16 protein-coding genes are annotated in these 16800 nt (G+C 60.9%); 2 read left to right on the forward strand and 14 right to left on the reverse strand.

What is annotated here, in order from left to right; translation table 11 throughout:
* The 6 genes from ispH to murJ form a co-directional block, all read right to left on the reverse strand.
* Positions 1 to 696, reverse strand: a 696-nt coding sequence (gene ispH / locus J9893_RS05160; RefSeq protein ID WP_210621911.1) for a 4-hydroxy-3-methylbut-2-enyl diphosphate reductase, incomplete at its 3' end; no start/stop codon positions are given.
* Positions 696 to 1148 (reverse strand): FKBP-type peptidyl-prolyl cis-trans isomerase, encoded by a 453-nt coding sequence (fkpB, locus tag J9893_RS05165; protein ID WP_042079281.1) that lies wholly within the window; start codon positions 1146 to 1148, stop codon positions 696 to 698. The genes fkpB and ispH, both read right to left, overlap by 1 nt.
* Positions 1145 to 1660, reverse strand: a complete 516-nt coding sequence (lspA, locus tag J9893_RS05170; protein WP_042079282.1) for a signal peptidase II — start codon at positions 1658 to 1660, stop codon at positions 1145 to 1147. The genes fkpB and lspA overlap by 4 nt, the downstream gene beginning before the upstream one ends.
* Entirely contained in the window at positions 1660 to 4521 is a 2862-nt protein-coding gene (gene ileS, locus J9893_RS05175) for an isoleucine--tRNA ligase (protein ID WP_210600304.1), read from the reverse strand. Before ileS ends, lspA begins: the two co-directional genes overlap by 1 nt.
* On the reverse strand, positions 4521 to 5495 hold the full coding sequence (ribF, locus tag J9893_RS05180) for a bifunctional riboflavin kinase/FAD synthetase (RefSeq protein WP_103859169.1): 975 nt from the start codon (positions 5493 to 5495) through the stop codon (positions 4521 to 4523). Before ribF ends, ileS begins: the two co-directional genes overlap by 1 nt.
* 119 nt (positions 5496 to 5614) lie before the next feature.
* Positions 5615 to 7177, reverse strand: coding sequence for a murein biosynthesis integral membrane protein MurJ (gene murJ / locus J9893_RS05185; RefSeq protein WP_103859170.1), 1563 nt, complete (start codon positions 7175 to 7177; stop codon positions 5615 to 5617).
* Between the two features lie 191 nt (positions 7178 to 7368).
* On the opposite strand from murJ, the gene rpsT reads away from it, so the two are divergent.
* Entirely contained in the window at positions 7369 to 7632 is a 264-nt protein-coding gene (rpsT, locus tag J9893_RS05190) for a 30S ribosomal protein S20 (protein WP_005308808.1), read from the forward strand.
* A 49-nt stretch (positions 7633 to 7681) separates the two neighbouring features.
* Here the strand turns inward: rpsT and J9893_RS05195 are convergent, their stop codons facing one another.
* From J9893_RS05195 to rppH, 8 genes are all read right to left on the reverse strand, one after another.
* On the reverse strand, positions 7682 to 7984 hold the full coding sequence (locus J9893_RS05195) for a metalloregulator ArsR/SmtB family transcription factor (protein ID WP_042079286.1): 303 nt from the start codon (positions 7982 to 7984) through the stop codon (positions 7682 to 7684).
* 49 nt (positions 7985 to 8033) lie between these two features.
* Complete coding sequence (gene nhaR, locus J9893_RS05200) at positions 8034 to 8966, reverse strand: transcriptional activator NhaR (RefSeq protein WP_103859172.1); 933 nt, start codon at positions 8964 to 8966, stop codon at positions 8034 to 8036.
* Positions 8953 to 9333: a hypothetical protein gene (locus J9893_RS05205; RefSeq protein WP_103859173.1), complete on the reverse strand. Its 381-nt coding sequence runs from the start codon at positions 9331 to 9333 to the stop codon at positions 8953 to 8955. Before J9893_RS05205 ends, nhaR begins: the two co-directional genes overlap by 14 nt.
* 20 nt (positions 9334 to 9353) lie before the next feature.
* A complete protein-coding gene (gene nhaA / locus J9893_RS05210; RefSeq protein WP_103859174.1) occupies positions 9354 to 10544 on the reverse strand; it encodes a Na+/H+ antiporter NhaA in 1191 nt (396 codons plus the stop codon).
* A gap of 272 nt (positions 10545 to 10816) precedes the next feature.
* Positions 10817 to 11611 carry a thymidylate synthase gene (thyA, locus tag J9893_RS05215; RefSeq protein WP_103857966.1) on the reverse strand — a complete coding sequence of 265 codons (795 nt, stop codon included), beginning with the start codon at positions 11609 to 11611 and terminating at the stop codon, positions 10817 to 10819.
* Positions 11611 to 12435 carry a prolipoprotein diacylglyceryl transferase gene (lgt, locus tag J9893_RS05220; protein ID WP_042079291.1) on the reverse strand — a complete coding sequence of 275 codons (825 nt, stop codon included), beginning with the start codon at positions 12433 to 12435 and terminating at the stop codon, positions 11611 to 11613. The genes thyA and lgt overlap by 1 nt, the downstream gene beginning before the upstream one ends.
* 66 nt (positions 12436 to 12501) lie before the next feature.
* Positions 12502 to 14781, reverse strand: coding sequence for a phosphoenolpyruvate--protein phosphotransferase (ptsP, locus tag J9893_RS05225; protein ID WP_210600302.1), 2280 nt, complete (start codon positions 14779 to 14781; stop codon positions 12502 to 12504).
* Positions 14782 to 14794: 13 nt separating this feature from the next.
* On the reverse strand, positions 14795 to 15322 hold the full coding sequence (gene rppH / locus J9893_RS05230; RefSeq protein WP_082035008.1) for an RNA pyrophosphohydrolase: 528 nt from the start codon (positions 15320 to 15322) through the stop codon (positions 14795 to 14797).
* A 732-nt stretch (positions 15323 to 16054) separates the two neighbouring features.
* Between rppH and mutH the strand changes: the two genes are divergently transcribed.
* Positions 16055 to 16729, forward strand: a complete 675-nt coding sequence (mutH, locus tag J9893_RS05235) for a DNA mismatch repair endonuclease MutH (protein ID WP_210600300.1) — start codon at positions 16055 to 16057, stop codon at positions 16727 to 16729.
* The last annotated feature ends 71 nt before the right edge of the window (positions 16730 to 16800 follow it).

Genomic DNA, 16800 nt, shown 5'->3' on the forward strand with positions numbered 1-16800 from the left:
CCGCAGACGGTTGGAGTTGGAAGAGTTGCGCGACCCCACCACCAGCATGGCGTCCACCAGCCCGGCCATCTCCCGCACGGCATCCTGGCGGTTCTGGGTGGCATAGCAGATGTCATCCTTGCGCGGCCCCTGGATCTTGGGGAAGTGCGCACGCAACGCATCGATGACATCCGAGGTCTCGTCCACGCTCAGGGTGGTCTGGGTGACGAAACAGAGATCGTCCGGGTTCTTCACTTTGAGTTTGGCCACGTCTTCCGGTGTCTCCACCAGATACATGCCCCCCTCACTGTTCTCGTACTGTCCCATGGTGCCGATCACCTCGGGGTGGCCGGCATGGCCGATGAGCACGGCTTCGGAGCCCTTGCGACTGGCGCGATGGACCTCCATGTGCACCTTGGTCACCAGCGGACAGGTGGCATCGAACACCTTGAGGGCGCGGGATTTGGCCATCTCGCGCACGACCTTGGCGACACCGTGAGCAGAGAAGATGACGATGCTGTCATCCGGCACCTCATCCAGCTCCTCCACAAAGACGGCGCCCGCCTCCTTGAGCTTGTTCACCACGTAGCGGTTGTGCACCACCTCATGGCGGACATAGATGGGGGCACCGAACTTCTCCAGCGCGCTCTCGACGATGCTGATGGCCCGGTCGACACCGGCACAGAAGCCACGGGGGTTAGCCAGCAGAATATCCATCAGTGCACCTTCTCCTCGTCATCAACCCCCAGGATCTCCACCTCGAAGGTGACGGTGTGACCGGCCAGGGGGTGGTTGAAATCGACCGTAACCGACATCCCTTCCACCGCCCGGATGATCCCGGGCAGCTCGCTGCCGTTGGGCTGGTCGAACAGTATGATGGTACCTACCTTGGGCTCTACATCTGCACCGAACTTGGCGCGGTCGAGATGGTAGATGTTATCGGGGTTGGAGAGGCCGAAGGCCTCTTCCGGCACCAGGGTGAAGCTCTTGCTCTCCCCTGCGCGCAGCCCCAGCAGGCATTGCTCGAAGCTCGGCGTCAGACTGCCGTCTCCCATCCGCAGACGGGCCGGCTTGCCGTGCAGCGCCGTGCTGTCGGCCACCGAGCCGTCTTCCAGTTTGATAGAGAAATGGAACAGCACGCTGCTGTCCGCAGCAATCGACTGGCTCATGAGGTCGCGTCCTGTTTTTTCTCGCCACGGAAGCCATCCAGCACGATCATGGCGGCACCGATGAAGATGAAGCTGTCCGCCAGGTTGAACGCCGGCCAGTGGGCACGCTGCCAGTAGAAGTCGAGGAAGTCGACCACATGGCCCAGCACCAGCCGGTCAAACACGTTGCCGAGCGCCCCGCCGATGATCAGGCTGTAGGCGATACCGCTCCAGCGCTGGGTCACCGACTGCTTGCGCAACCAGTGGATCAGCAGGCCGCAGATGGCAAACGCCAGCAGGGCGAAGAACCAGCGCTGCCAGCCCCCCTGATCGGCCAGGAAGCTGAAGGCCGCCCCCTTGTTGTAGACGTGGACCAGGTTGAAGAAGGGGGTGATCTCCACCCCCGGATAGCCAAACGGCAGCAGCTTGACCACGGCGAGCTTGCTCGCCTGGTCCAGTACGAAGGCCAGCACCGCCAGCCACAGCCAACGCAGGCCGGTTTTGTTGTTCATCTCGTTCTGAGTCATGTTCATCAGGCAAATTGACGCGTTTCGCCGTCACCCTCGACGTTGGTGACACAGCGGCCACAGATCTCTTCGTGACCGGCTATGGTGCCCACGTCTTCCACATGGTGCCAGCAGCGGTCGCACTTGGCGGCGGCTGACTGGGCCACGCTCAGCCACAGGTCGTCGCGCTCGGTCGCCACGGCGTCTGCCGGGGCGGCATCGGCGCTGACCACCCTGGCCTTGGAGGTGAGCAGCACGAAGCGCAGCTCATCGGCCAGGGCGTTCAGGCGGGCAGCCAGTTCCGGCTTGGCGAACAGGGTCAGATCGGCCTGCAGGGAGCCACCGATGCGCTTCTCGCCACGAGCCACTTCCAGCGCCTTGTTCACTTCACCGCGCACGGCGAGGATCTCGGCCCAGAACTCGTCGTTCAGCACTTCGCCCGCTTCCAGCCCGAACAGGCCGTCGTACCACTCCTCGGTGAAGACGAATTCGCCACGCTCACCTGGCAGCAGCGCCCAGATCTCGTCGGCGGTGAAGCTCATGATGGGCGCCATCCAGCGCACCATGGCCTCGGCGATATGATAGAGGGCGGTCTGGCAGGAGCGACGGGCCAGGCTGTCAGCCTTGGCGGTGTACTGACGGTCCTTGATGACGTCCAGATAGAAGGAACCCATCTCGATGGAGCAGAACTGCATCAGCTTCTGGGTCACGCCGTGGAAGTTGTACTCGTCGAACGCAGTCACGATCTCGGCCTGTACCGCCTTGGCACGGCCCACGGCCCAGCGATCCACCACCACCATGTCGGCAGGCGCCACCATGTCGGTCGCCGGATTGAAGCCGTTCAGGTTGGCCAGCAGGAAGCGGGCGGTGTTGCGGATGCGACGATAGGCGTCGGCCGAGCGCTTGAGGATCTCGTCGGAGACGGTCATCTCGCCGGTGTAGTCGGTGCTGGCGACCCACAGACGCAGGATGTCGGCACCCAGCTTGTTCATCACGTCCTGCGGGCTGACCACGTTGCCGATGGACTTGGACATCTTGCGACCCTGGCCATCCACGGTGAAACCGTGAGTCAGCACCTGGTTGTAGGGGGCCTTGTCTTTCATGGCCACGCCGATCATGAGCGACGACATGAACCAGCCACGGTGCTGGTCGGAACCTTCCAGATACATGTCGGCTGGCTTGCCGTTGAATTCGGGACGGGCATCGACCACGGAGGCATGGGTGGAGCCGGAGTCGAACCAGACGTCCAGGGTGTCGGGCACCTTGTCGTACAGGTCGGCGTCGGCTCCCAGCAGTTCGGCCTTGTCCAGATCCCACCAGGCCTGGATGCCGGACTGCTCGACCCGCTTGGCCACCTCTTCCATCAGGCGGACGGAATCCGGGTGCAGCTCCTGGGTATCCTTGTGAACGAACAGGGAGATGGGCACGCCCCAGGTACGCTGACGGGAGATGCACCAGTCGGGACGATTCTCGACCATGGCCTGAATGCGGTTCTTGCCCCAGGCCGGCACCCAGCCGCTCTGGCCGTGCTGGGCAATGCCCTCTTTCTCGATGCGCTCGATCTCTTCGAGGGCACGCTTGCGCAGACCCTTCTGCTCCATGCTGATGAACCACTGCGGGGTGGCACGGAAGATGATCGGGGTCTTGTGGCGCCAGCAGTGCGGGTAGGAGTGGTTGAACACCTTGTGGTGAAGCAGGGCGCCGCGCTCGGTCAGCACCTCGACCACGGAGGCGTTGGCCTTAAACACGTGCTGGCCGGCAAACAGCTCGGTATCCGGCAGATAGACGCCGTTGCTGCCCACCGGGTTGGCCACTTCCAGGCCGTACTTCTGACCGACCACGAAGTCTTCCTGACCGTGGCCAGGGGCGGTGTGCACGGCGCCGGTACCGGCGTCCAGGGTGACATGGTCACCCAGCACCACGGGCACATCGAAGTGGTAGAAGGGGTGATTGAAGCGCAGCAGCTCGAGCGCCGCGCCCTTGGCGTAGCCCAGGTTGTGGAACTTCTCGATGCCGGCCCTGTCCATCACGTCCTTGACCAGCTCGGCGGCCAGGATCAGGCGCTCGGGATGCTCGCCCTCCACCTGCACCAGGGCGTAGTCCAGATCGGCGTGCATGGCGATGGCGCGGTTGGCCGGCAGGGTCCAGGGGGTGGTGGTCCAGATCACGGCAGAGATCACGCCCTTGCCGGTGTGGCCTTCGGCGCAGTCAAACTTGGCGGCGACGGCAGCCTCGTCGACGGCCTTGAAGCGCACGTCGATGGAGGGGGAATTTTTGTCGTAGTACTCCACTTCGGCCTCAGCAAGCGCGGAGCCGCAATCGGTACACCAGTGCACCGGCTTGGAGCCTTTGTGCAGGTGGCCGTTTTCAACGATCTTGGCCATGGAGCGGATGATGTTGGCTTCGGTGCCAAAATCCATGGTCAGGTAGGGGTGTTCCCAGTCACCCAGCACGCCCAGACGGATGAAGTCGGTCTTCTGCGCTTCGATCTGGGTCTTGGCGTATTTGCGGCACTCGGCTCGGAACTCGGCGGCGGAAACCTTCTCGCCCGGCTTGCCGACCATGCCTTCCACTTTCAGCTCGATGGGCAGACCGTGGCAATCCCAGCCCGGCACATAGGGGGAATCGAAGCCAGAAAGGCCTTTGGACTTGATGATGATGTCTTTGAGGATCTTGTTGACCGAGTGACCGATGTGAATGCTGCCGTTCGCATAGGGGGGGCCATCGTGCAGAATGAAAGAAGGCTTACCCGCTTTGGCGCGGCGAATGGCGCCGTAAAGATCCTGATCGTACCAACGTTTCAACATGTTGGGTTCGCGTTTGGCCAGATCGCCACGCATCGGAAACTCGGTTTCCGGCAGATTCAGGGTGTGTTTATAGTCGCTCATCAGTCCTGGGTTCCCTTCTTTTCTAAAAGAGTGCTGGGTAAATGAAATTGTGGCAGCCCGAACCAGGCTCGGGCCGCCAGGGCATCTCGTTCGATCTGCTCTTTCAAGGCGGTGAAAGAGTCAAATTTCTGCTCTTCGCGCAGCTTGTGGCGAAGCAGCACCTTGACCTGCTGACCATATAGATCACCAGAAAAATCAAATAGATGTACTTCCAATCTGGCTTGTGTACCGCTCAAGGTCGGACGCACACCCACATTGGCGACACCGGGGAAAGTCTTGCCGGAACATATCACTTCCACCGCAAACACGCCACCGACCGGGACAACCTGGCGTTTGAGGGCCAGATTCGCGGTGGGAAAACCTATGGTGCGCCCCAGCTTGTCGCCGTGGGCCACCCGACCGCTGATGGCATAGGGGCGACCGAGCATCAGCTCCACCTCCGCCATGCGCCCGGCCCTGAGGGCCTCGCGCACCAGGGTGCTGCTGACCCGCTGGCGGGAAAGCTGGAAACTCTGGGTGCTGATCACCTCGAACCCGAAGCGCCGACCGGCCTCCTCCAGCAGGTGGAAGTCCCCTTCCCGCCCCTTGCCGAAGCGAAAATCGTCGCCGACCACCAGATAGTGCACGCCGAGTTTCTCCACCAGCAGTTGCTCGATGAAGGTGCAGGCCGCCTGCTCGGCAAAACGATGGGTGAAACGCACGCAGAGCATGCGATCGATCTGCATTCCCTTGAGGGCTTCGTACTTCTCCCGCCAGCGGCTGAGGCGGGCGGGCGCGGCACTGCCCGCAAACAGCTCCAGCGGCTGGGGTTCGAACAACATGACGCAGGCGGGCAGGCCAAGTTGGGCTGCCTTCTCCTGCAAGCGGGCCAACACCGCGTGGTGCCCCTGATGAACCCCATCGAAGTTGCCTATGGTCAATACACAGCCCCGGTGACGGGGCTTGATATTGTGAATGCCGCGAATAAGCTCCATCAGTGCCTTGTGCGTTGCTGCCATGGAAATCGGCGGATTATATATCAGGCAGCAGGCAGGGTCAGCCCTGCCGTTGACCCGATTTCAGCTATCCGACGCCATGGAGACGGGGTTGCTCCCTATTGGCGATCTGATTTCAGGTGTCTTGGCCGGATGCCCAGCGCCAGCAGGACTATCCCGTACAGCGCCCCGCCAAGGCAGAGCAGCAGGGTCAGCTCCAGGCTGGCCTTGCCCATGCTCCAGGCGCCCCACTGGGCGAGGTCCGGCGACAGATAGGCCAGAAGCCCCCCCATCAGCACAGTGGCGGCCAGCAGCTTGAGGCAGAACACCCCGGTGTTGCGGGAGGGGCGGTAGACGTTCTGCTGATAGAGCCCCTTGAACAGCAGGGCCGCGTTCAGGGTGCCGGAGCAGGCGGTCGCCAGCGCCAACCCCACGTAGCCGAGCGGATAGATGAAGAGGAGGTTGCACACCATGTTGGCCACCATGGCCATGATGCCGATGCGCACCGGGGTCTTGGTGTCCTGACGGGCGTAGTAGCCCGGTGCCAGCACCTTGATCAGCATCAGGGAGAGCAGGCCTGTGGTGGACGCCAGCAAGCTGGCGCTCGACATGCTCACCTCGTGCAGGCCGAACTCGCCGCGCATGAAGAGCACTCGCAGTATGGGCTCGCGCAGCACGGCGATCCCCACCATGGCGGGCAGGCCCAGCAGCATCACCATGCGCACCCCCCAGTCCATGGTGCGGGAGAAATCCGCCGGATCCGCGTCCACATGCTTGCGGGCCAGGGCCGGCAGGATCACGGTGCTGATGGCCACGGCAAAGAGGCCGAGGGGAAACTCCAGCAGCCTGTCCGAGTAATAGAGGTAGCTGATGGCACCTGTGGCCAGGAAGGAGGCCAGCATGGTGTTGATCAGCAGGTTGATCTGGCTGACCGAGACACCGAACAGGGCGGGGATCATCAGGGTGCGGATCTTCACCACCCCGGGATGGTGCCAACCCCACTTGGGCCAGACCAGCATGTTGAGCTGGCGCAGGAAGGGGTACTGGAACAGGAACTGCACCAGGCCGCCGAGGAAGACACCGATGGCCAGCGAGATCTCGGGGCGATCCAGCAACGGCGCTATCCACCATGCCGCCCCTATCATAGTGACGTTGAGAAACACCGGCGTGAACGACGAAACCGCGAAGCGCCCGAAGGTATTGAGGATGGCTCCCGCCATGGCGGTGAAGGTGATGAACCAGAGATAGGGGAAGGTGATCTTGAGCATCAGGCTGGCCAGCTCGAACTTCTCCGCCGCCGGGCCATCGTGCAGCCAGTCCCAGAACCAGCCCCATCCGAACAGGGCCGTCAGGACGCCTGAACCCAGCACCCCGAGCAGGGTCACTACGGTGACGATACCGCCGAGGGTACCTGCCACCGCGGCCAGCAGATCGCGCAGCGCCTGCTCGTCACCGTTTTTCTTGTATTCCGTCATCACGGGGACGAAGGCCTGGTTGAACGCCCCTTCGGCAAACAGGCGGCGCAAGAAGTTGGGAATGCGATTGGCGAAGAAGAAGACGTCTGCGGCCACCCCGGCACCGAGCAGATTCGCGATGACCACATCGCGCACCAAGCCCATCACACGGGATGCCAGCGTCATTCCGGACACTATCATGCCGGATTTGATCAATTTCTTACTCAAGACGAGGCCTCTGGAACTGTCGGAAAGAAAAGAATGCTGTTAGAATCGGCCGACAGTTTAACCGTCTCCCATCTGACACACCACCGGGGGGCGGTGTTTATTTGCACAAATCATTTGACAATATGTGGTTGGGAAGGCATATTTCCGGGCCTTTTCAATACACTCGCTAAGACAGTTTTAGGAGTTTTACCTTGGCTAACATCAAATCTGCTAAGAAGCGTGCTCTTCAGTCAGAGAAACGTCGTCAGCACAACGCCAGCCGTCGTTCCATGACCCGTACCTACCTGAAGAAAGTGATCGCTGCCATCGCCTCTGGCGACAAGGCTGCTGCCACTGCCGCTTTCGCTGTTGCTCAGCCGATCATGGATCGTATGGCGACCAAAGGCCTGATCCACAAGAACAAAGCTGCTCGTCACAAGAGCCGCCTGTCTGCCCAGATCAAAGCCATGGCTTAATCAGCATCCGCTGATGAAAGCTGAAAAAACCGGCCTTAGTGCCGGTTTTTTATTTGGGCTCGCTGCAATACAGCCTGTGCAACAATCCGATCATCTCGCGTACCTCAAGGCTGCGCAGGGAATAGTAGACCGTCTGGGCCTCCTTCCTCGTCGCCACCAGCTCATCGCGCCTCAACACGGCCAGATGTTGTGACAGGGCCGACTGACTCAGTCCCAGCCGCTCATTGAGTTCCCCCACCGACAACTCCCGCTCCAGCAACTGACACAGAATGAACAGTCGCCGCTCGTTGGCCAGCGCCTTGAGCAGGGTGACGGCACGCCCGGCATTCGCCTCCATCTCTTCCAACTGCATCTCATCCCCTCTCCTGCAAGACAGCCATCATAACCCCGACCTCGACGATTTAAAAAGACAGGCTCGCCGGTTGAATGGCGGTGAAATCCTCCTGCCCGGCAAAGAGGAAGGAGAATTCACTCTCGCACACCCGTTTCACCGCCGGATGCTGGATCATCCGCTCGGCGAAGATGACGTAGTACTCCTCCATCAGATCCTGGGTTTCACCTAGCAGCATCACCTCCTCCCCCTCCAGAATCTCCTCCCGGTAGATGGTCGGTGCCATGAAGATGCCCTGATTGAAGAAGCCGAACGCCTTCATCAGGGCCGCATCGTCGAACTCCCCCAGGATGCTGGGAGAGATGCCCTGTTGCTCGAACCATTGGGTCAACTGGCGACCCATGGCGGTACGGCGACCGGGAATGAGCAGCTTGCGCTCCTCCAGACAGGCGGGAAAGGGTTTTTCGGGCAGCGGCGCCTTGCAGAAGAAGCTGACGCCACAGCCTCCGAGCCGCTTGGAGAGCAGCCCGGCATGCTGGCTGGAGTCCACCGGGCAGTCGGAGAGGATCATGTCGAGCTTGTGCTCGCTCAACTGCTCCAGCAACAACTCGTGGGTCGACTCGAAGCAACGCAGGTGGATGGAGCCGTCGTTCGGGATGACGGAGAGCAGTACCCGGCTGGCGAGGCGCTTGGAGAGCGCATCGGCGATGCCGACGTCGAACAGGACCTGGCTCTCCTTGCGGTAGTTGACGATATCCAGCATCTCGTAGGAGAGGCTGAACATCTTGTCGGCATAGCGGAACACCAGCTGGCCAAGCTCGGTGGCTTCGAGAGATCTCCCTTTTCTGATCAACAACTTACCACCGAGGCGCTGCTCGAGCAGCTTTATCTGGCCGGTGACGGTCTGGGGGGTCAGGAAGAGGGCTTCCGCCGCCTGCGTGACGGAGCCCTTCTTCTGCGTCATCCAAAAATAGTAGAGGTGATTGTAATTAAGGTGTGACATCCGATGGGGTTCCCGCGCCAGGCGGGCTCCGATAGCAGCTGAGTTCAACCGCCAGAATGTCATACATGTCGCTGATCGAGTCAACCTTGTTCGCGTCGAACTGCGCCTGCAGATGGGCCTTGAGGCGAACGGGATCCGGCATCCGCTCGGAGCAGTAGCGCTTGTTGGACTGCTTGACCCGCTCGCCGGCCCGGCTGCTCAGGGCCCGCTCGGCGAAGGTCTCGCCAAACCGGGCCTTGGCCTGCTTGTCCCCCAGCATCAGGGCGCTGTCGACCACCCCGTTGAGATAGGCCGAACAACCGGCCGAGGCCGCATCCTGCTGGCAATCGGCCAGCCCGTTTCCCCAGACCACAGGACTCGCCAGCATGACTAACCATCCGAGTCGTTTCATAACCCCTCCGTGCTTTGATTCGCCTCCCGATTGGGCAGCGCCATCCGCAGGGCGATATAACCGGTCACGGCCGCCAGGGTGGACCCCGCCAGGATCCCGAGGCGCGAGTAGCTGCCGTAGTCCAGTCCGCCATGCTCGAACGCCAGCGACGCGATGAACATCGACATGGTGAAGCCGATGCCACACAGGATGCTGACGGCAAAGATTTGTCTGAAGTTCACTCCTTGCGGCAGCTGGGCGACACCGGTTTTCACCGCCAGCCAGCTGATGGTGAAGATCCCGAGCGGCTTGCCGACGAAGAGGCCCAGTATGATGCCCATGGGAAGCGGGTTGAGCAGGGCCGAGAGATAGATCCCCTCCAGAGAGACCCCCGCATTCGCAAAGGCGAACAGTGGCAGGATCAGGAAGGCGCTCCAGGGGTGCAGCACATGCTCCAGATGCTTGAGCGGTGACGCATAGCGCTTGCCGTTCAGCGGGATCATAAAGCCCACCACCACACCGGCCAACGTCGCGTGGACGCCGGACTTGAGCACCGCGACCCAGAGCACCAGCCCCACCAGCATGTAGAGGCCAATTCTGTCCTCACCACGGCGGTTCATCCACAGCAGGGTCAAGGTGGCCACCACACCTATCGCCAGCGCGGTCAGCGACAACTGCTGGGTATAGAACAAGGCGATGATGATGATGACCCCCAGGTCATCCATGATGGCCAAGGCCAGCAGGAAGACCTTGAGGCTGGTCGGTACCCGCTTGCCCAGCAATGCCATCACCCCGAGGGCGAAGGCGATGTCGGTCGCGGCCGGGATGGCCCAGCCAGCCCGGGTGGCCTCGTCCCCGTAGTTGAAGAGGCTGTAGATGAGCGCGGGGGCCAGCATGCCGCCCACGGCGGCAATGGCCGGGAAGGTGGCCTGCACCCGGGAGGAGAGCGCCCCCTCCAGCATCTCGCGCTTCACTTCGAGGCCGACCAGCAGGAAGAAGATCGCCATGAAGCCGTCGTTGATCCAGAGCAGCAGCGGCTTGTTGATGTCGAGAGCCGCGATGCGAACCTGCACCTCGGTATTGAGGAAGCTCTGATAGTGCTGCGCCAGGGCCGAGTTCGCCAGGCCCATGGCCAACAAGGCGGCCAGGATCAGAATTATTCCGGAAGCGGACTCCAGTTTGAGAAAACGCTTGAATACATCGCTCATGTCTAACTACCCGTAAAATTGCATCTTTTCAGTCTAGGGGTCGAGTAGTTCAATGAAAAATCGTTTCTAACAGCCAGTAACAACGAAAAAACCGAAGGCAAAATGGATTGTGTCTGCTATAAGCACCGTCTTCCCCTCCCCTTCCCCCCAGTTCCTCACGCCAAAAAATGCATAACAATTCACATGAGGCATGAAAAAGGCGCCCGCAGGCGCCAATGGAACAGGAGTGTCGAACCGTCTTCACTGTCCGTCTCCGGGGGGCAAGGGGCCCCTCAGATGGCAACGGGGGCCTTGATGCCGGGATGGGGATCATAGCCCTGGATCTCGAAGTCCTCGAACCTGTAGTCGAAGATGGAGTCCGGCTTGCGCTTGATCACCAGCTGCGGCAAGGGCCGCGGCTCACGGCTGAGCTGCAGCGCCGTCTGCTCCATGTGGTTGGCATAGAGATGCACGTCGCCCCCGGTCCAGACGAAGTCCCCCACCTCGAGGTCACACTGCTGGGCCATCATGTGGGTCAGCAGGGCGTAGCTCGCGATGTTGAACGGCAGGCCGAGGAAGACATCGCAACTGCGCTGGTAGAGCTGGCAGGAGAGCTTGCCGTCCGCCACATAGAACTGGAAGAAGGCGTGGCAGGGAGCGAGCGCCATCTTGTCCAGCTCGCCCACGTTCCAGGCGGAGACGATGATGCGGCGAGAATCCGGGTTTTGCCTGATGTCGTCCACCGCCTTCTGGATCTGGTCGATGACAGCCCCGTCGGCGGTCGGCCAGGAGCGCCACTGGGCGCCGTAGACCGGGCCCAGATCGCCGTTCTCGTCGGCCCACTCGTCCCAGATGCTGACGCCGTTCTCTTTGAGGTAGGCGATATTGGTATCGCCGTCGAGGAACCAGAGCAGCTCGTGAATGATGGAGCGCAGGTGACACTTCTTGGTGGTCACCAGCGGGAAGCCTTCCGCCAGATTGAAGCGCATCTGATGACCAAACAGGGAAACGGTCCCGGTCCCGGTACGATCGGATTTGACTGTCCCCTCGTCCAGGATCTTCTGCATCAGGTCGAGATAGGCACGCATTACTTGGCCTCCTTGGGCGCATTGCCGAACAGACGGGGCTGTTTATAGGCGGCCCAGACCATGAGCGCCCCCGCCACTATCATCGGGGTGGAGAGGATCTGGCCCATGCTGATCTCGTTGAAGTAGAGGCCCAGCTGGCTGTCCGGCTGACGGACGAACTCCACCAGGAAGCGGAACAGGCCGTAGAACAGCAGGAACAGGCCTGAGATGGCGCCGCGGGGTGGATGCTTGCGCCAGAACAGGTTCAGGATGATGAAGAGCACCACCCCTTCCAGGGCGAACTGGTAGAGCTGGGACGGATGGCGCGGCTCGGGGCCCGCCTCCGGGAAGATGATGGCCCAGGGCACATCGGTGACCCGCCCCCACAGCTCGCCATTCATGAAGTTGCCGATGCGACCGACGCCGAGGCCAAAGGGGATGAGCGGCGCCACGAAGTCGGCCACGGTGAAGAAGTGGCGCTGGGTCTTGTGGGCAAACCAGATCATGGCGGTGATGACCCCGATGAGACCACCGTGGAACGACATGCCCCCGGTCCAGATCTTGAACAGGTAGGTCGGGTCGGCGAGGAAGAGATCGAAATTGTAGAACAGCACGTAGCCGATGCGGCCACCGAGAATGACCCCGAGGAAGCCGTAGAACAGCAGGTCGGAGACCTCGTTGCGGGTCCAGCCGCTGTTCGGCGCATCGGCGCGACGGCCCGCCAGCCACATGGCGAAGGCGAAGCCGAACAGGTACATGAGACCATACCAGCGAACCGATAGTGGTCCCAAACTGAATGCTACGGGATCAATCTGCGAGAAAATCCAATATCCGTCGTGCTGCATAAGCGGCCCCAGTCATAGGAAAAGCCGCATTCTCCGATCATTCGCCAGCAGGAACAAGACTGAATATCAATCTGGCAGCCTGACCTTGTGGCCCGCCCGCAGCAAGCCGCCCAGCCCGTGTTCTTCCAGGTAGCGGGCAAACAGGCCGCGCAGCACGTGGGGATTGTCGTGCTTGAGGCCATCGGCCAGCAGCGTCTTCAGCTCCCCGAGGTCGGATTGACGCAGCACGTACTTGATGCGCGAAATATTGTGGGTATTCATGCTGAAGCGGCGATAGCCCATGGCCAGCAGCAGCAGCACGCCGACCGGATCGCCGGCCAGCTCGCCACAGACCGAGACCGGCTTGTGGTAGCGCTGAGAGGCATCGACCAGCAGCTGCAGGGCGCGGATCACCGCGGGGTGGAAGGCGTCGTAGATGCTGGCGACACGGGCATTGTTGCGATCCACCGCCAGCAGGTACTGGGTCAGGTCGTTGCTGCCCACCGACCAGAAGTCGATGAGCGGCGCCATCTCCGGCAGGATGTACAGCGCGGAGGGGACTTCTATCATCACTCCGAGACTGGGGTAGCGGATCACCGCATCGCGGCTCGCCGCCTCCTCCGACACCTCGCGCCAGGCCTGATCCAGCAACCGGCGGGAGGCCTTGATCTCACTGACGCTGCTGATCATCGGCAGCATGATGGCCAGATTGTCCAGCCCTTCGCTGGCCCGCAGCATGGCCTTGAGCTGAACCAGGAAGAGCTCGGGGTGATCCAGGGTGAGCCGGATCCCCCGCCAGCCAAGGAAGGGATTTTCCTCCACGATGGGGAAGTAGGGCAGTTGCTTGTCCCCTCCCACGTCCAGGGTGCGCATGCAGACCGGCCTGTCCCGGTAGGTCTCCAGGATCCCGCGATAGCGCGCCGTCTGCTCCCACTCCGAGGGGAAGCTGTCCTGCAGCATGAAGGGGATCTCGGTGCGATAGAGTCCGACGCCGTCCGCCAGATGGTTGAGGGAGATCTCGGTATCGGCGCTGAGGCCGGCATTGAGCAGCAGAGAGACAGGCGTGCCGTCGGCGGTCTCGGAGGGCTGGTTGTCGACGCTTCGCACTAGGGTATCCAGCGCCCGCTCCTCGCTCAGCAGTTGTCGGTACTCGGTCAGGATCACCTGGTTGGGTTCGATGAAGAGATCGCCGCTGTAGCCATCGATGACCAGGGTGCGCCCGCCGATGTCGCCGAGGGGCAGATCCACCCCCATGATGGCAGCCACCCCCATGGCACGGGCCAGGATGGCGGCGTGGGAGTTGGTCCCCCCCTTGAGCGACACCACGCCGCTCAGGAATTCCCGCGGGATCTCCGCAAGGATGGTGGCCGTTACTTCATCGGCGACCAGCACCACGGGTTCGCCGATGGTGAGCTGCTCGGGTTCGTCCTGCACCAGCCGGCTGATGAGCCGCTGGGCGATGTCTTTCACATCGGTGGAGCGCTCCCGCAGATAGGGATCCTTCATCCCCTTGAACTGCTCTATCAGCCGATCGCTGATGAGTTTGACCGCCGAGATCGCCGTCCAGTGTTCCTTGCTGACCTTGTTGCGGATGGGCTTGATGTAGCCGGGATCGTTAAGCAGGTGCAGATAGATGTCGAAGATGGCGACCGAGTCCTGGCTGTAACTCTCGCGAAAGCGCAGGGCCAGGCTCTCAAGATCGTGGCGCACCTCCTCCACCGCCAGCTCGAGACGGGCCAGCTGCTTGGCATGATCCTCGTCCTTGCGCGGGGTGATGGTGTTGAGCGCCTTGCGCGGACGCCACACCCAGGCCTTGGCGATGGCGATGCCGCTGGCCCCGGCGATGCCGCGCAGCGGCTTGCTCCAGTCCGTCTTCTGCAACCACCCCTTGGCCTGGGCATGGGCGATACGGGCAGCGAGCTGCGCCGCCAGCGTGACCATGAAGGACTCTTCCCCCTCATCGAAGAAGCGGCTCTCCTTCTGCTGTACCACCAGAATGCCCACCACCTGGCGCTGGTGCATGATGGGTGCACCGAGGAAGGAGCGGAACGCCTCCTCGGCCACATCGGGCAGGAACTTGAAACTGGGGTGTGCGGGCGCATCGGCCAGGTTGATCAGCTCTTCACGCTGACCCACCAGACCGACGATGCCCTGCTCGAATGGCAGGGTGGCCTTGCCCACGGCCGACTCGGCAAGACCATCGGTGGCCGCCAGCCGGTAGCGCCGCATCTCGGGCTCGGCGACATAGACGGAGCAGCAGTCCACCGTCATGGCGAGCCTGGTCTGGCTTACCAATGCTTGCAGGGCCTGTTCGAGGGTATTGGCCTCGGCCATGCTCTCCACGATGCGTCTGAGTTCCGTCAGCAACTAGTCATGCTCCTTAGCGCGAGCGGTTGCGCCGCCCATCCTTTCGATTAGCCTGCACCACGGGGACTGGCATCGCCAGCGGGGCAAACTCCTTCATCACCCGGCGGTAAACTTCCCGCTTGAAGGAGACGACCTGGCGAACCGGGTACCAGAAGCTGACCCAACGCCAATCATCAAATTCCGGGTGACCATGACAGCCAAACTGGATCCTGGACTCTTTGCCGGGATCGAGCTGCAACAAAAACCATTTCTGCTTCTGGCCAATACAGACCGGTGAACTGTCCCAACGGACAAGACGCTTGGGTAAACGATACTTCAGCCAGTTGCGACTGGTCGCCAGTATGGTCACATCGTCCGGCTTGAGGCCTATCTCCTCATACAGCTCACGATACATGGCCTGTTCCGGCGATTCACCATCATCAACCCCCCCCTGCGGAAACTGCCAGGAGTGCTGCCCATAGCGCTTAGCCCACAATACTTGTCCGTCACGGTTACAGATCACGATGCCGACATTGGGACGAAATCCGTCACCATCTATCACGTGATCACCTTATAAAGGCTGAATCTATAAAGGGATTGTTCCACATTCACTCCGTGGCGGCAAACAGGGACTGTCATCTTCCATTCATGAATAACTTGCTATTTCAAGCAAAGTTATAAACAAACCAGGAGCACAAGCCGGGCAAGTTGCCCACCCAGACTGTGCATAAACCTGTGATCAAGCAGGTATATACAGTAGTTTGATACTGCACCCTCTCACGGAGTCATATCATAACCGATTCATCAAATAACAGAATATGCATTTAAATACATAAACTTAGACTTTGATTACTGGATCTGGATCCATGCGTTTCGCCCCCAAGGATCCTCCATGTCAATTGTGAACAAGTTCGACTGCTCAAAGATCCACCAAGGCTGATTTATCCACAGATATGGCGCACTATCTGCACCGAAATGGCGAGAAAAATTGGCGTGCTCTCACATTTATTTCTTATGACGAGCTCCGTATCACCACTTTCTCCCAGTTATCCAAGATTTCTGTGGATAAGTATGTGAAACAGCCAACCCAAACCCTTGGACAACTCAGTCGGGCGGAGATCTCCCCCTTTACCAGGCTGGAGAAAAAAGCCAAATTCCTTTAAAATCATTGCGATATACATAAATCAACGATCTCCCCCCCTCTGTGCATAGCTGGACAGGGATCGGTTACAAAATCGACGATCCTTGGCAAGGATCCACCTTGCCAAGGCCGTTCTCACTCACAGGAGCCCTCATGCCCGCCAATCCCCAGTCAGAACAAGAGCTGCTCAGTCGAGCCTACACCATGGCGGGCTTCACTCTGGCCCAGCTTGCCGCAACGGCGGGCATCCCCGTACCGCGGGATCTCAGGCGTGACAAGGGCTGGACAGGGCAGTTGATCGAGTGGCAGCTGGGGGCCAGTGCAGGTAGCCGTCCCGAGCAGGATTTTCCGGATCTCGGTATCGAGCTCAAGACGATCCCCGTCGATCCTCAAGGGCGCCCGCTGGAAACCACCTTTGTCTGCGTGGCCCCCCTCATCGGGGTCAGCGGCCAGCGCTGGGAAGAGTCGAACGTGCGCAACAAGCTGTCACGGGTCCTCTGGATCCCGGTGGAAGGGAGCCGCGAGATCCCGGTCGGCGAGCGCCGCGTCGGCATGCCCCTGCTGTGGAGTCCGAGCGAGGAGGAAGAACAGCTGCTGCGCCAGGACTGGGAAGAGCTGATGGACATGATAGTGCTGGGGGAAGTCGAGCAGATCAGCGCCCGCCACGGCCAGGTATTGCAGCTGCGCCCCAAGGCGGCCAACAGCAAGGCGCTGACCCGCGCCATCGGCCGCAATGGCCAACCCATCATGACGCTACCACGGGGCTTCTACCTCAAGATCGAGTTCACCCATCAACTCCTACAGCGCCATTTTGCCCTCCCCCTTTGATCCTGTTTATCAACATCCTTGTCATAAAGTGATATAAAAATAACCAGCACTACTTTCTTCGCAGCCAGTGA

It is taken from the genome of Aeromonas sp. MaB10011B (genome assembly GCF_017939325.1).
GTDB lineage: Bacteria > Pseudomonadota > Gammaproteobacteria > Enterobacterales > Aeromonadaceae > Aeromonas > Aeromonas caviae.

What these genes read in the sequence shown, in the direction of transcription:
- fkpB (WP_042079281.1), bottom strand. Translation starts at nt 1,148, where the DNA reads ATGAGCCAGTCGATTGCTGCGGACAGCAGCGTGCTGTTCCATTTCTCT.
- lspA (WP_042079282.1), bottom strand. Translation starts at nt 1,660, where the DNA reads ATGAACATGACTCAGAACGAGATGAACAACAAAACCGGCCTGCGTTGG.
- ileS (WP_210600304.1), bottom strand. Translation starts at nt 4,521, where the DNA reads ATGAGCGACTATAAACACACCCTGAATCTGCCGGAAACCGAGTTTCCG.
- ribF (WP_103859169.1), bottom strand. Translation starts at nt 5,495, where the DNA reads ATGGAGCTTATTCGCGGCATTCACAATATCAAGCCCCGTCACCGGGGC.
- J9893_RS05195 (WP_042079286.1), bottom strand. Translation starts at nt 7,984, where the DNA reads ATGCAGTTGGAAGAGATGGAGGCGAATGCCGGGCGTGCCGTCACCCTG.
- nhaR (WP_103859172.1), bottom strand. Translation starts at nt 8,966, where the DNA reads ATGTCACACCTTAATTACAATCACCTCTACTATTTTTGGATGACGCAG.
- J9893_RS05205 (WP_103859173.1), bottom strand. Translation starts at nt 9,333, where the DNA reads ATGCTGGCGAGTCCTGTGGTCTGGGGAAACGGGCTGGCCGATTGCCAG.
- nhaA (WP_103859174.1), bottom strand. Translation starts at nt 10,544, where the DNA reads ATGAGCGATGTATTCAAGCGTTTTCTCAAACTGGAGTCCGCTTCCGGA.
- thyA (WP_103857966.1), bottom strand. Translation starts at nt 11,611, where the DNA reads ATGCGTGCCTATCTCGACCTGATGCAGAAGATCCTGGACGAGGGGACA.
- lgt (WP_042079291.1), bottom strand. Translation starts at nt 12,435, where the DNA reads ATGCAGCACGACGGATATTGGATTTTCTCGCAGATTGATCCCGTAGCA.
- mutH (WP_210600300.1), top strand. Translation starts at nt 16,055, where the DNA reads ATGCCCGCCAATCCCCAGTCAGAACAAGAGCTGCTCAGTCGAGCCTAC.